The organism is Sulfobacillus sp. TH-112 (assembly GCF_057473405.1).
Window position 1 is genome coordinate 18,713 of record NZ_JBYCKN010000011.1, and the last position, 14,636, is coordinate 33,348.

Annotated in this window: 14 protein-coding genes; 11 read left to right on the plus strand and 3 right to left on the minus strand. The window is 52.0% G+C overall.

The genetic code is table 11. The features are described 5' to 3' along the window. The first annotated feature begins 125 nt into the window (after window positions 1-125). Window positions 126-1,466: a transglycosylase SLT domain-containing protein gene (locus ACOJWD_RS00745; RefSeq protein WP_486991302.1), complete on the plus strand. Its 1,341-nt coding sequence runs from the start codon at window positions 126-128 to the stop codon at window positions 1,464-1,466. Here the strand turns inward: ACOJWD_RS00745 and ACOJWD_RS00750 are convergent. Next, on the minus strand, window positions 1,463-1,957 hold the full coding sequence (locus ACOJWD_RS00750; protein WP_486991303.1) for a hypothetical protein: 495 nt from the start codon (window positions 1,955-1,957) through the stop codon (window positions 1,463-1,465). The two genes, ACOJWD_RS00745 and ACOJWD_RS00750, sit on opposite strands and share 4 nt — an antisense overlap. 132 nt (window positions 1,958-2,089) lie before the next feature. Here ACOJWD_RS00750 and ftsH point away from each other — a divergent pair, with 132 nt between their 5' ends. Beyond that, the gene (ftsH, locus tag ACOJWD_RS00755) at window positions 2,090-3,892 is read left to right on the plus strand and encodes an ATP-dependent zinc metalloprotease FtsH (RefSeq protein ID WP_486991304.1); all 1,803 of its coding nucleotides are present in this window, start codon (window positions 2,090-2,092) and stop codon (window positions 3,890-3,892) included. A gap of 23 nt (window positions 3,893-3,915) precedes the next feature. On the opposite strand, the gene ACOJWD_RS00760 is transcribed toward ftsH, so the two are convergent. After that, on the minus strand, window positions 3,916-4,173 hold the full coding sequence (locus ACOJWD_RS00760) for a hypothetical protein (protein ID WP_486991305.1): 258 nt from the start codon (window positions 4,171-4,173) through the stop codon (window positions 3,916-3,918). A 297-nt stretch (window positions 4,174-4,470) separates the two neighbouring features. On the opposite strand from ACOJWD_RS00760, the gene ACOJWD_RS00765 reads away from it, so the two are divergent. The 8 genes from ACOJWD_RS00765 to ACOJWD_RS00800 are packed head-to-tail and all read left to right on the plus strand — an operon-like array spanning window position 4,471 to window position 13,410. Beyond that, entirely contained in the window at window positions 4,471-6,357 is a 1,887-nt protein-coding gene (locus tag ACOJWD_RS00765; protein WP_486991306.1) for a polysaccharide biosynthesis protein, read from the plus strand. After that, the gene (locus tag ACOJWD_RS00770; RefSeq protein WP_486991307.1) at window positions 6,341-7,684 is read left to right on the plus strand and encodes a nucleotide sugar dehydrogenase; all 1,344 of its coding nucleotides are present in this window, start codon (window positions 6,341-6,343) and stop codon (window positions 7,682-7,684) included. The genes ACOJWD_RS00765 and ACOJWD_RS00770 overlap by 17 nt, the downstream gene beginning before the upstream one ends. A gap of 20 nt (window positions 7,685-7,704) precedes the next feature. Then, window positions 7,705-8,745, plus strand: a complete 1,041-nt coding sequence (locus tag ACOJWD_RS00775) for a Gfo/Idh/MocA family protein (RefSeq protein ID WP_486991308.1) — start codon at window positions 7,705-7,707, stop codon at window positions 8,743-8,745. Continuing rightward, window positions 8,745-9,461, plus strand: coding sequence for an acyltransferase (locus tag ACOJWD_RS00780; protein WP_486991309.1), 717 nt, complete (start codon window positions 8,745-8,747; stop codon window positions 9,459-9,461). Before ACOJWD_RS00775 ends, ACOJWD_RS00780 begins: the two co-directional genes overlap by 1 nt. Before the next feature lie 13 nt (window positions 9,462-9,474). Then, the gene (locus ACOJWD_RS00785; RefSeq protein WP_486991310.1) at window positions 9,475-10,578 is read left to right on the plus strand and encodes a DegT/DnrJ/EryC1/StrS family aminotransferase; all 1,104 of its coding nucleotides are present in this window, start codon (window positions 9,475-9,477) and stop codon (window positions 10,576-10,578) included. Between the two features lie 2 nt (window positions 10,579-10,580). Continuing rightward, entirely contained in the window at window positions 10,581-11,648 is a 1,068-nt protein-coding gene (gene wecB, locus ACOJWD_RS00790; protein ID WP_486991311.1) for a non-hydrolyzing UDP-N-acetylglucosamine 2-epimerase, read from the plus strand. Continuing rightward, window positions 11,648-12,805, plus strand: coding sequence for a DegT/DnrJ/EryC1/StrS family aminotransferase (locus ACOJWD_RS00795; protein ID WP_486991312.1), 1,158 nt, complete (start codon window positions 11,648-11,650; stop codon window positions 12,803-12,805). Before wecB ends, ACOJWD_RS00795 begins: the two co-directional genes overlap by 1 nt. Window positions 12,806-12,807: 2 nt before the next feature. Continuing rightward, on the plus strand, window positions 12,808-13,410 hold the full coding sequence (locus ACOJWD_RS00800) for a sugar transferase (RefSeq protein ID WP_486991313.1): 603 nt from the start codon (window positions 12,808-12,810) through the stop codon (window positions 13,408-13,410). A gap of 106 nt (window positions 13,411-13,516) precedes the next feature. Here ACOJWD_RS00800 and ACOJWD_RS00805 read toward each other — a convergent pair whose 3' ends face one another. After that, window positions 13,517-13,726 (minus strand): YwbE family protein, encoded by a 210-nt coding sequence (locus ACOJWD_RS00805; protein ID WP_486991314.1) that lies wholly within the window; start codon window positions 13,724-13,726, stop codon window positions 13,517-13,519. 352 nt (window positions 13,727-14,078) lie between these two features. Here ACOJWD_RS00805 and ACOJWD_RS00810 point away from each other — a divergent pair. Further along, window positions 14,079-14,636 (plus strand): glycosyltransferase (locus ACOJWD_RS00810; protein ID WP_486991315.1); only part of this gene is annotated, 558 nt, incomplete at its 3' end.

Here is a 14,636-nt window from a genome sequence, read left to right on the forward strand (position 1 = left end):
CGATCCTTCGGGGAATTTGACGAATTCGTGGACTGAACGAGGAGAAAAGAGGAATTTGCCAATGCACGTCGAATGTTCTTTGTCGTTAGCAAAGACGTGATTTGTCGAGTACGGGAGGGAATATATTGAAGCGAGCCGCAATGATTGCATTGTCGGCTGGGATGGCACTCGTGATGTTTGGACCCGTCGCTTATGCCGCGAGTCTCCAGCAATTGCAGCAAGAGGAAGCCCAAGCACAATCGCAACTCGCCGCCGAAGAACAGCAGTATACTCAAACTCAAAATTCGATTAATGACACAGAATCCGAGATGTCGAAACTGAATCAGGATCTGTCGTCCGCAAAGGCGCAAATTGGGTCGACATCCCAGCAAATCCAAGTGACCAATGCGAATATTCGTACCACCCAGAACCTCTTAAATTCCACCCAAGCGCAACTTACCGAGACCGAGCAGCAGCTGTCCACTACGACTGCGGATTATCAGAAGACGACGGCACTGATTGTGGTGACCAAAAAGCACTTGTCTCAGCAGAGTCAAATGCTGTCTGGACAATTGCAACTCATTGAAGAACGCGGTTCGGTCGGGTACTTGGATGTGATTTTAGGGGCTCGCTCGTTTTCGGACTTCATTAGTCGCGCCGAACTTTTAGGACAGATTGCCTCGTCCGCCGCCAACGAAGTGCAGGTCATCAAAAATGAAGAGTCGGCCATGTTACTTGAGCAAGCGAATTTACAAAAAGAGACCCAGTTTTTGAGTCAGGCGAAAAACTCCATTAGTCAGCATGAGGCTATGCTGCAAAATGAACAGGTGCTCCTTAATCGTGAGAAGGAACATTCGTTAGTATTGCAGGCGGATGCAACTCAGGAAGCGAGCCAAGTGTCGGTGGGATTAGCGCAGCGTCAGCAGTTGATCGGTCAATTACAAAGTCAAAAGAATCAACTGTCCAGTGGGATGGCGAACCTGCAATCGCAAATTGCGTCGATCGTGGGTCAAATCCAGTCCTTACTGCAACAGTTTAATTCCGGAGGGTTGTCTCGGCAGGCACTGTATAATGCGATGCTGCCCGTGGTGACGCCTATTGCCAGCCAGTGGGGGGTACCGCCGGCATTAATCATTGCGGTGATTACCCAAGAGTCGGGAGGCGACTCCAGTGCCGTGAGTTCGGCCGGCGCTGTCGGCCTCATGCAGCTCGAGCCAGGCACCGCGAGCGACATTGCCTCAGCGGTGGGCCTGTCGCCCGCGACGGTATCGCAAGAACTGTACAATCCCGAAGACAACATTGAGCTCGGTACCTTCTATTTGCATAGTATGCTCTCGATGTTTGGAGGCAATACCAGTCTTGCATTAGCAGCCTATAATGCTGGCCCAGGGGCGGTACAACAGTACGGGGGTATCCCGCCATACCCGCAGACGCAACAATATGTGCAAGATGTCACCTCTCTCTATAACTTGTACTTGAGTTATTAAGTGGGTCGTGATTTACGCCGTGCGAGCACCCCGAGGGTGACAGCCAAGACGCTTGACGAGAAGGCGTCTGCCCAAATAGGGCGGGCAATAAACGCTAAAGTTAACGCACCGCTGGAGAGAATTTCCATGGCCGGCGGCGCGTTGGGTCGGTAAGAACGAAAGCACACCACCAGAGATACGAGCGCCATTAGGGCAGCCAGCCACCGTTCGACAAGCTGTAGAGCGGTAGGCATACTGACGAAATGAGTGACATAGAGAGATTCAATGAGAATTCCTGTGTTGATGAGGGCGATGGCGAACGATCGTCTTGTGATCGCATCGCCGATGACCCCGAAGAAGCAAATCAGTGCTGGTATCACCGTCATAGCAGCTAGACGACTCCATAAGAAGTGACCGGGAATGGGAAGGTAAGTGGGTAGTGCTGGCAGCGATAGCCAAGCGACAACCCAGGTGAACGCGGCATATGGCCATAACGTAGGCCTCTCCTGCATGGCGAGCGCCCCCTTGTGGCAGATTTATACCTAGTGTGCCCAGGGGAGCGCACATTACACCGGAAGAGGGGTGGCTCTTTTTCGGCATTTTACGTTACACTATAAGGAGAGGGAATAGAGAGGACGGTTGCAATGCAAAATCGGTGGTTGCGCGGACTATTGACCATTGTCTTTGTGGTGTTGGTGGTGTCGTTGTTAATGGAGTTTTTTAATGCTCCGACATCCCAAGTGAGTCAAACGGCTTACAGCACCTTGGTTGCGGATATGTCGCGGCACCAGGTGACGTCGGCAACAGTGGACTCGTCCACCCACGACGTCGATTGGCAGACAGCATCGGGCACACACTATGTGACAGTCTATGCGCCCGGATACACCTATACCTTGAGCCAAGATTTGAGCCAGAGTGGCGCTAATGTGACTGTATCTAAGCCTGGTGGAGACGGCGTGTGGTTAGCGGTATTGGGTGACGTGTTACCGCTCTTATTTATCTTGGCACTCGTGTTTTTCTTGATGCGTCAAGGACAAGGTGGGAACCGTATGATGTCGTTTGGTCGCTCGCAGGCGCGACTAATGGCCGATAATATGCCTCGAGTGACCTTTAGTGATGTCGCTGGAGTCGAAGAAGAAAAGCAGGAATTGGAAGAAGTGGTCGACTTTCTGCGCAATCCCAAACGCTATCTCGAAATGGGAGCGCGGATACCCAAAGGAATTCTTCTTTACGGACCTCCGGGAACAGGAAAAACATTACTGGCACGGGCTGTGGCTGGCGAAGCGGGGGTCCCATTTTTTTCAGAAAGTGGTTCCGGCTTTGTCGAAATGTTTGTCGGCGTGGGAGCCTCTCGTGTGCGAGACATGTTTGATCAGGCCAAGAAAAGTGCCCCATGCATTGTGTTTATCGATGAACTGGATGCTGTGGGCCGTATGCGCGGTGCTGGCTATGGTGGAGGGAACGACGAACGTGAGCAGACGCTCAACCAGTTACTGGTCGAGATGGATGGATTTGGTGTCAATGAAGGTATCATTTTGATGGCGGCCACTAATCGCCCTGATGTGTTGGATCCGGCCCTGTTGAGGCCCGGACGATTTGACCGTCAAATTGTGGTGCACCCTCCTGACTTGGCAGGAAGAGAACAGATTCTGGGTGTGCATACGCAAAATAAGCCGCTTGCCGCGAACATTGACCTAGGTGTGATTGCTAAGCGCACGCCGGGATTTACTGGCGCCGATCTTGCCAACTTGGCTAATGAGGCGGCTCTTTTGGCAGCGCGCAATCGACAACGCCGCATTTCAATGGATAATTTCATTGAGGCCGCTGAGCGGGTCATGGCGGGGCCGCAAAAGAAGAGTCGGGTCATTACCGCATTTGAAAAGCGTGTGGTGGCGTTCCACGAGTCGGGGCATACCTTAGTGGGCATGCTGGTTCCTCATGGAGACCCTATTCATAAGGTGACGATCGTGCCTCGGGGAATGGCCATGGGATATACCATGCCAGTGCCAGACGAGGACCGCTATCGGATGACACGAGAGCAATTTTTGGATCGCGTAGCGATGTCGCTGGGCGGCCGAGCGGCGGAACAAATTGTTTTCGGTGAAATTTCTACAGGGGCTAGTGACGATTTGGAGAAATCGACGAAGATGGTTCGGCAAATGATTATGGAATACGGGATGAGTGAGGAGTTAGGCCCATTGACCTATGGTCGTCGGCAAGGAGCAGTTTTCTTAGGCCGCGATCTGATGAGGTCTCGCGATTATAGTGACGAAGTGGCGTCGAAGATTGACCGAGCGATAAGACATATCGTGATGGAGCAATACGAGCGGGCCAAAACCTTATTGCTGCAACATCGGCAAACGCTGAATCGCTTAGCGCTGTCTCTAATGGAAAAAGAGACCTTAGAGTCAGAGGACCTACAGACCATAGTCAATAGCGCGATATAAAAGAGGCCCGCATAGGGCCTCTTTTATTTGGGCCAGACAAGACTTAAATTATGTGCTGTGATGAGACGCGCACCGTGCGGACCATTGGCTAACGGCATTCTTTTAATCACTCGCTCACACAGCAGATCCAACAGCAGTTCTGGTGGGCGCGGATCTTCGCGCATAATTGTTTTGAGCGCTTCGCGGTCAATCGATACTTGAGCCGGGCTAGGTTCTCCATGGTCAACCGTGACGACGATCCAGTCGGCGTCGGTGGTTGATGGTTCCACTTTGATTGTCACGTGTATCCTCCATTTAAGAAGACCTCGAATTCTTCTAATAGCCTATGCTGTTTTGATTCATATGACAATGGTTGGCTATGGCGAAGGTGATGATGGACCGGCATAAGATTCGTCGACAATGGCAGCGTTTATGTGCCGATATTTCGACAGTTCACACTGAAATGTCTTCTTGTTGTTTGCGTTTCAGACGGTAAATATTGGGGGTGGCGCCGATCTTGTCCATCCGACAAAAGGTCGAGAACGAGAGGCATCCGTGATATAATCTGAGCGCCGAGAAGACGCGAAATGAGGGTTTTTATGGCGCAAAGAATTTATGTATATCTTAAAATGATTTTTTCCATGGTTGTTGATGCTATTTTAATTAATGCTTCGGTGTACTTGGCGCTGTATTTACGGTTTGATACGCCACACATTCCTTCAAGCTATCTTTTGCCGTATCTCCATGTGGCGGGCTATTTTACCGTCCTGACGATTGCGCTCTTTTTTGTGACCCGAACATATCACCGTATGTGGCGCTATGCAGGCGCGCGAGATGCCCAAGTCCTAATTTTTTCGGTATTTGGTTCGGCGATTATCTTAGGCGGATTACTTCTCGTCACTCATACGGCGCATTATTCTCGGGCGGTGTACTTACTCTATCTATTATTTGCTGTCTCTTTGGTTGGGGGATGGCGGTTTCTATTGCGGTCGTTTTTTGACTTCAGGTGGAGCGCCAATCCTCCGACCCGTGCGAGAGTCTTGATTGTGGGCGCGGGCAAGGCCGGGCAGCTTGTCGCGCAAGAACTGGGGCGCCATCCTGCGGTTGGAGTTGCGGTGGGATTCCTTGACGATGATATGCAAAAAGTGGGAATGCATATTGCGTCCCTTAAGGTGCTGGGCACTACGCCGGAAATTCGCACGATCGTCCGTGATTACCGTATTGATCAGGTGTTGTTGGCTATTCCGTCCGCATCAGGGGAAGTCATTCGCCCTCTGGTGGAAGAGTGTCGCGCCTGCGGAGTGACCGTCAAAACATTGCCCGCCATTAATCAAATGATTGAAGGACAAGTCTCCGTTCATCAAATTCGCGACGTGCAAATTGAAGACTTGTTGCAGCGCGAGCCAGCCGTCATCGATCTCGGCGAAATTGCGGGGTATATTACGGGCCGCGTGGTGCTTGTAACGGGTGCCGGGGGGACCATCGGCTCGGAACTAGCACGTCAAGTGGCGCCCTTTGCTCCCCGTGTATTGCTGTTACTGGGGTTAGATGAAACGTCGATTTTTGAAATCGATCGTGAGATGAGGACGCGATTTCCCGAGGTGCCAATCGTGCCGCTGGTGGCTGACTTGCGAGACCAATCGCGTATGGATCGGGTATTTCAGCAGCACCACCCGGAAGTCGTGTTTCATGCCGCGGCTCACAAACATGTTCCCTTAATGGAAGCGCAACCCGATGAGGTTATCTATAACAACGTTGCCGCTTTATGGCAATTGGTGGATCTTTGTCATCGCACCAAGGTGGAAACCTTTGTCTTCATTTCGACGGATAAGGCGGTCAACCCTACCAGTATTTACGGCGCTACCAAACGAGTGGGAGAACTTTTGGTGCAAATTTACTCTCGGCAGTCGAGCACCCGGTTTGTTAGTGTTCGATTCGGGAATGTGTTGGGAAGTCGAGGTAGCGTGATCCCGGTGTTCCAGCAACAAATTGCCTCAGGGGGCCCCGTTACGGTAACGCATCCGGACATGGTGCGTTATTTTATGACCGTAGCGGAAGCATCGCAGCTGGTCATTCAGGCAGGGGCCATGGGTAAGGGCGGCGAGACATTTGTCCTGGACATGGGAGATCCTATTCGAATTTTGGATTTAGCGAATAACCTGGTACGCCTATCGGGACTGCGGCCCGGGGTTGATATTGATATTGTCTTTACTGGTGTGCGCCCTGGGGAAAAGCTCTACGAAGAGCTCTTGACCACCGAGGATCGCACTAGGGCTACGAGGCACGAGCGAATTTTCGTGCACCAAGAGCCTCCCTGTGACAGCCGAGAGGTCATGAAGAATATAGAGCAATTAATATTGCACGTCGCATCGTCGGACGCCAATGAGTTGAAGACACTATTGCATCAAGTGGTACCAGAATATGGACCCGTCGCGGCAGTCATCGATCATCTAGGGGGGGAACGTCAACATGCCATCCGACACTAAAGCGACCACCGCTTTTGATATTCTGTTAGATCGTATTTTATCGAAGACAGCCACTATCGGCATCGTCGGATTAGGGTATGTGGGACTGCCACTGGCGGTAGAACATGCCCGAGCGGGGTTTCATGTCATTGGATTGGATGATAATGCCGGAAAAGTGGATAAGGTATGCCGAGGTGAGAACTACATCCCTGATGTGGATAGTGCATTGTTCAGAGATTTAGTCCGAGATAAAAAAATGGAGGGTACAAGCGATTACCGGGATTTGACTTTTGCCGATGTTATTATTATTTGTGTTCCCACACCGCTTACCGACAACAAAGAACCGGACTTAAGTTATATCATTCAAGTGGCTAACCGAGTTCGGACAATTATGCGCGCGGGGCAATTAGTCGTCTTAGAAAGTACCACATACCCTGGGACAACCGAGGAAGTCTTACAACCCATACTGGAAACCAGTGGATTGACATTGGGGAGCGAATTTTTCTTGGCTTTTTCTCCGGAACGCGTCGATCCCGGCCGTGAGGATTTCAAAACACAAAATACCCCCAAGTTGATTGGCGGTGTGACTTCCTTTTGTCAAACAGTGGCGACGCGTCTTTATGAACAATCTATCGAAAAAGTAATTCCTGTAAGTTCTCCTAAGGTAGCGGAAATGTCCAAGGTATTTGAAAACACGTACCGTGCGGTGAATATTGCCCTCGTCAATGAATTGGCGTTGCTTTCGGATCGCATGGGGATTAATGTCTGGGAAGTACTAGACGCGGCAGCTACCAAGCCCTTTGGCATTCAGATATTTCACCCTGGCCCGGGCGTGGGTGGACACTGTATTCCCTTAGATCCCTTCTATCTTAGTTGGAAGGCTCGTGAATATGATTTTTCGACGAGGTTCATTGAACTCGCAGGTGAAATTAACCAAAGTATGCCCTATGTCGTGGTGGACCGCGTCATTCGTGCTCTCAACGAACACGAAAAATCCTTGAAGAACTCTCGAATCCTTTTAATGGGGATTGCCTATAAAGAGGATATTAACGATGAACGCGAATCGCCCGCATTAAAGGTATTCGAAATTTTAGAGGAGAGGGGTGCGCGGGTGACTTACTACGATCCCTATGTCCCTCATGTGAAGCCTCACACCTTTTTCGGTCGGGAAATCTCTTCTCAAGAGATGAGCGATGATCTTTTACAAAATCAAGACTGTGTGGTCATTACCACGGCTCATCGGGTCGTGGATTATGCTCGCTTGGTGCAGTTAGCGCCATTAATTGTGGATACGCGCAACGCGACTCAGGGCATTACCGAGGGGCGCGAAAAGATTTTTTTGTTATAGCATGGGAAGGACGTGTTGTGTTGCCTGACTTGAAAGTGGCATTGGTTGGATGTGGCAAGATTGGTCAAAAACATCTACAAGCACTGGTCCATACACCAAAAGTGTCTTTGGTGGCTACGGTGGATACAGATGTTGACAAAGCCGCTGCCGCTGCTGTTGCGTTTGATGCGGCATCCTATGGTGATCTCGAGGCGCTTTTTACGCATCACTCGGATCTCGACGGCGTTATTATTGCTACGCCTTCCGGTAATCATCGGGAGTTAGCGGAGATAGCTTTGACTCATGGAGCTCATGTTCTCGTGGAAAAGCCCATGGCACTTTCGGCAGAAGATGCCATGGCGATGGTGGCACAGGCTGAACGGCTCGGCCGGGTGTTGACGGTGACTCAATTTAATCGATTGCTACCGACAGTGGAGATGGCCATGGAGGTATTTCGCTCTGGGCGGATGGGGCGCTTGGTGGAAGGCGGAATATCGGTGCGCTGGGCTCGCTCACAGTCCTATTATGATGCCGCACCGTGGCGAGGTACGCGCCATATGGATGGTGGGGTATTATTTAATCAAGCCATTCATGCTCTCGATGTGTTGTTGCAGTTTTCCGGCCCGATCGAAGAGGTGTTTTGTTTTGCCGGCACACTGACCCATCACATTGAGGCCGAGGATACCGTGGCTGCGACCATGCGGGCGCGTAGTGGAGCACTTTTTACCGTCAATGCGACCACCTCGGTCGCTGAGGGGAACTTGGAAGAGCGCATTGCGCTGGTGGGGGACAAAGGCAGTATTGTTATGGGGCCTACAGTGCAAGAGCTAGAATTCTGGCGCATTCCCGAAGACGACGAAGAGAGCATCATCGACCAGGTCCATCAGTCTCCGTCTCGGACCGGATGGCAAAGCCATGCGGATGCATTGGACGATTTCGTACGCGCTATTGGCAGTGGACAGCCGTCTAAGTTATCGGGCGCCAGTGCGCTCCATGTCATTGAGGTGATTGAAGCATTAATGTTATCGGCTGATCAAAGACGACCGGTATCTGTTGGCGTACGCGAGGAAATGGGGTCGTGATGGCTGAGGACACCATATTCGGGCGAGATTGTCTCATAGCGGAGGATGTGGTCATAGGGCCAGGAGTCCGTATTGGCGACCGGGTGATTATTCACGACGGAGTGGTGATTGCCAAGAACGTGACCGTCGGCGATGGGAGCATCTTGGGACGACAACCTAGTGCGGGCAAAAATAGCACCTTAAAGACGGGTCACCTAGGCCTTTTAAGCATCGGTGAGGGGACCACCATCGGCGCATACGCCATCCTGTACCGGGGAACCACCCTTGGGATGGATTGCTTTATCGCCGACAATGCACAAATTCGTGAGCGGTGCCAAATTGGTGATCGGGTGGTTGTGGGTCGCCAGAGTACGATTGAGAATGACACGGTTGTGGGAAATGACACGAAATTGCAGACCAATGTGTACTTGACCGCCAAAAGTACGGTGGAAGACTTCGTGTTCATCGCACCTATGGTCACCACCACGAACGATCCGTATGTGGCTCGTACTGAAGCCCGTCACGCCGCTACTCGTGGACCTTGGATACGCCGGGCTGCCCGCATTGGCGGTGGGGCCGTCTTGCTGCCGGGAGTCGAGATTGGTCAAGAGGCGCTGGTAGCAGCCGGTGCGGTCGTGACGCGTAACGTACCGTCGTATCAAGTAGTGATGGGTATTCCGGCTCGCGTGGTACGACTGACTCCTGAAGAACAGTGGCTATTTCCTAAACCGGACTGAAAGAGGGATGCATATGGCAATTCCAGCATTTGACTTATCCAGACAGACCCAGAAGATTCATGATGACGTATCGGCCGCGATGCAGCGGGTACTGCAATCGAGCCAGTTCATTCTGGGCGACACGGTGAAAGATTTTGAACAGCATATTGGGAACTACATTGGCGCCACGGCGGTGGGCGTCGCTAATGGATCGGATGCGCTGTACCTCGCGCTATTGGCGCTAGATGTGGGTCCCGGAGATGAGGTGCTTACCACCCCATTTACATTTTTTGCTACCGCGGGCAGCATTCTTCGGACAGGTGCAAAACCGGTCTTTACTGACATCCAACTGGATACGTTTAATATGGATCCGGATTTAGCATCGACTCGCGTTTCCCCCCGGACACGAGCGATGCTGCCGGTCCACTTGTTTGGACTGATGGCAGACATGCCGGCCCTAAAGCGGGCGTTTGAGGGACCGATTGTTGAAGATGCGGCCCAGGCGATTGGGGCGTCATGGAATGGACAATTGGCTGGTACCGTCGGGGCTCTCGGATGCTTTTCATTCTTTCCTACGAAAAACTTGGGTGCTTATGGGGATGCCGGGTTAGTATGCAGTCAAGACGTTACGCTTGTCGACCGCGTGCGGACTCTCAGAGTGCATGGATCGAAAAAGAAATACATTCATGAAGCCTTGGGAGTGAACTCCCGACTTGACGCGGTGCAAGCAGCTGTGCTTGACGTTAAATTACCTTATCTTTCTGACTGGACCCGCCGTCGTCAGGCCATTGCCGAACGGTATACCGCCTTGATTCATGATCATGGGATTAGCGAGGTCATCTCGCCTATGGTGCCAGTAGAAGCTACTCATGTGTTTCACCAGTACACCATTCGGGCGGAGCGGCGTGATGAACTGATGGCCTTTTTGAAGAGTCGAGAGATTGGCTCTACTATCTATTACCCCTTGGCCTTGCATCGTCAACCGGTGCTCCAATATCTCGGATACCGTCCCGAAGAATTCCCGCAGACTGAAGAGGCCACTCGCACCGTGCTGTCGCTGCCGATCTTCCCGGAACTGTCCGACGACGAGGTGGACACCGTAGTTGAGGCCATTGCCCACTTTTATGGGCACCACTAGCGATGAAAATATTGAGCGTGGTGGGAGCTCGCCCTCAGTTTGTCAAAGCGGCCGTTCTTTCTCCGGCTTTGCGCCGGGTTTCCCATGAGGTGTTGGTGCATACTGGGCAACACTATGACCGGCAACTATCGGAGGTGTTTTTCGAAGGCTTAGGGATCCCCAAGCCAGATTACGATTTGGGGATCGGCTCAGGTACAGCAGGGGAACAGACCGGGAAAATGCTGGCATCGTTAGACGACGTGATTCGGCGTGAGGAACCTCATGTGGTTCTAGTTTACGGAGACACCAACTCGACGTTGGCGGGAGCGTTGGCTGCCGTCAAATTGCACGTGCCAGTCGCTCATGTCGAAGCGGGTCTTAGAAGTTTTAATCGTGCCATGCCGGAAGAAATTAATCGCATTGTGACGGACCATGTGGCCTCGCGGCTTTATTGTCCGACCGAGCAATCTCTAAAGAATCTGATGGACGAAGGCATTAATGAGGGCGTACAGCTTACCGGAGATGTGATGGATGCAGCGATCCACATGGTGCCTCGCGATGATACGGTGAGGGTCGGATTAGGATTCAACGCTGGGGAATATTACGTGGCCACCATTCATCGTCAAGAAAATACCGATAGTGCACCCCGCCTCAGAGACATTCTGCATGGCTTATCGTCGCTTCCACGACCCGTGGTTTTGCCGCTTCACCCTCGCACAGCAGAGAGAATGAGGCGATATAACCTGCATCTGGCTAAGGATAGTGCTATTCATCTCATTGAACCGTTGGGGTATCAAGGGATGTTGGGGTTGGTTGCGGATAGTGCTGCGGTATTCACGGATTCTGGAGGACTGCAACGAGAGGCGGCCGCTCTGGGTGTCCCCTGCTTGATATTACGCGATGAAACTGAGTGGGTGGAATTGGTGAATTCTGGCCGGGCTGTCCTGGTTGGGGCGGACGCAGAGCGTATCGCTGCGGGCATACAGACATTGGGGAACCCGCCGCCAATTCCGTCGCGTTCATTTCAGGACCCCGTTAACGCGATTGTACAGGATTTGATGGCGACTTACGGAGTAAGAGGAGGCATGTGATGACTCGTGAACGTTTCTTACCGTATAATGAGCCCGAAGTGGGGGAAGCGGAAGTACAAGCCGTGGAAAAAGCGATTATGGCGCGATGGATTACGCGTGCCGGCCTCACTCAGCAATTCGAGGAGCAATTGGCGGAATATCTTGGGGTAGAGCAGGTGGTCTGTGTCTCGTCTTGTACCGCCGGTCTGCATTTGGCGCTCTTGGCTGCTGGCATTGGCCCAGGGGACGAAGTGATTACGACGCCGTACACTTTTGCCGCCTCCGTGAATGTGATTATCCATGTGGGTGCGACCCCGGTGCTGGTGGATATCGACGAGGACACAGCCAACATCAATCTTGATGCGGTTCGTCAGGTGATGTCTCCTCGCACTCGTGCTGTCATTCCGGTACATTATGCCGGACACAGTGTCGACATAAAAGAGATGAATCGGATACGCGATCAATACGGGGTGCACATTATTGAGGATGCAGCCCATGCCTTAGGCAGTCGCCAAGACGGCCGCCTCGTGGGATCGTTCGGGAATCTTACGGCATTTTCTTTTTACGCGACCAAGAATCTCACCACGGGTGAAGGCGGAGCATTGGTGGTGCCAGATTCCAGCATGCTGGAGAGGATCCGGGTACTGTCGTTGCATGGATTATCGAAAAATGCGTGGAGCCGCTACAGTGAATCGGGAAGTTGGCGTTATGATGTGGAATATCCCGGTTACAAATACAATATGACAGATATTGAGGCAGCCATGGGCTTGGTACAATTGCAGAAGTTTCGCCAAATGCAGCAAAAGCGCCATGAATTAGCGATGCACTATATGGAGGCGTTGCACGATCTTCCGGTGATTTTACCCACCGTACGAGTCGGGTATGAGCATGCCTGGCACATATTTCCGATACGGGTCGACAGCGAACGTACTAACACTGCTCGCGACCGGGTCATTGATGATCTGCGGGAACGTCATATTGGAACGTCGGTCCACTTTATCCCCATTCATCATCATAGTTACTATCAAAAGACTTTCGGCTGGCGCGTGGGAGACTTCCCTCGGGCGGACCACTATTTTGCTGGCCAAATTTCGTTGCCCCTCTATCCCACTATGACGCATGGTGATGTCGACGACGTGGTCGAGGCGCTCAGCGCCTCACTATTGCGGACTCGGTAATCATGGATGTGGCACGGCGTGTGAAACGGGGACTCGATGTGGTCGTCGCGGGGCTCGTCTTGGTGGTGACATCACCCCTATGGCTCTTGATTATGGTTCTCATACGGAGGGATTCGCCCGGCTCCGTCTGGTTTTTTCAAACGCGGATAGGCTATCAAGGACGCCCCTTTGTGATTTGGAAATTTCGTACGATGCGTGATGGGGCGGACGCTTTATGGGTGCCTCCGACGGCCGATGAGTTTGAGCACTATGTGTTTCAAGATGTAATGGATGTGCGCATTACCCGGATCGGCAATTTCTTGCGGCGCACCTCGCTTGACGAACTTCCGCAGTTGATTAATGTGTTGCGGGGAGAGATGTCGCTCATCGGTCCGCGACCAGAAATTCCGGAAATGGTAGCGCTCTATGCACCGTATATGCATCGACGTCACGAGTTTTTGCCAGGAATGACCGGTCTCGCCCAGGTGTCGGGTCGCGGCGACTTGTCGACAGGAGAAATTATGGCGCTTGACTTGCAATATTGCGATGAATGGAGTTTGCGGCTTGATTGCGCCATATTCTGGATGACTGCGCAACAAGTGTTGCTGCGTCGAGGGGCTCGCTAGAAGACGGGGCCGTAGGGACAGTCGAAGGACGGTCTTCCGGTGAGAAGTCATTCGGGGCGCCCGATACTCGTGAGACGTCTCGAGACACAGCGACTCCCTTACCAACCTATGAAGACGATTCGGAGATGACCGCTTGGACTCGTCCCACCTGCCCATCGTCGAGTCGCACCTTGATTCCGTGAGGGTGAGTCGGCGATTTGGTCAGAATATCTTTAACCCTTCCGCGCGTTAATCGACCTGTGGGTTGGTCGACTTTTAAGACAATGTCGACCATCGTCCCAGAATGTATGGCACTACGTGGGGGAATACTAGCCATGGGGCCACTCCTCTCATGAGTCTATTGCTATGGTATCGGCTGAAATCATCTTCTGCAAGCACAATATCTAGCGTTCACCTCGAATCGCGCCGCAGCATTGCAATGGGAATATGGAAAGCGTTAATCCAGCGGGCGCGTCCTTAGACACTGAGTCGATTTTCATTTGGGTTCATGAGACTAGTGGCACGTTTTTGAAGCCTTCATCCCTTCATCTCCAGGATTTCTTCCAGATCAGCCATATTTAGACGACTTCCGATAGGAAAAGATTTTCGATATGATACCTTAGGTGTGATATGTTCGTTAACTATACGTATTGAAAATTTAACGGGCCGGAGGGCTCAATACGAGATCATTGCATTTTATCTTATTAACTCAATATTATGTCCCCGAGCCCGGCGCGGCATCATTAAGATTGCAGGCTATGGCGAAGCAATTGACGGATCATGGCCACAAGGTCACGGTGGTGACGGCACACGCCCATCATCTCGGAGCGACGCGTGAGGTTCGCGGCCGAGAGGCTTTCTTCATGAAGGAAGTGATCGAGGGAATTCCGGTGGTCCGGGCGTGGATTTGGCGTGTACCCACCGGACGGTTCTGGTTGCGACTCGCGAACTATTTTTCGTTTGTCGTAACCTCGTTTGTGGCGTTGATGCGTCAATCGCGACCGGATTATGTGATTGTGGAGTCGCCGCCGCTATTCTTGGGAATCACAGCGTGGATCTATAAACGTCTTTTGGGTGTGCCGTATATAGTGTCCGTATCAGATTTGTGGCCTGAATCCGCTGTCGCATTGGGCTTAGTGAAGAATGCGACGCTGATACGGATAACCCGTGCGCTAGAGCATGCGCTGTATAAGAATGCGGCTTTTGCATCCGCCGTGACAGAAGGCATTCAAGAGGGAATTTTAGAG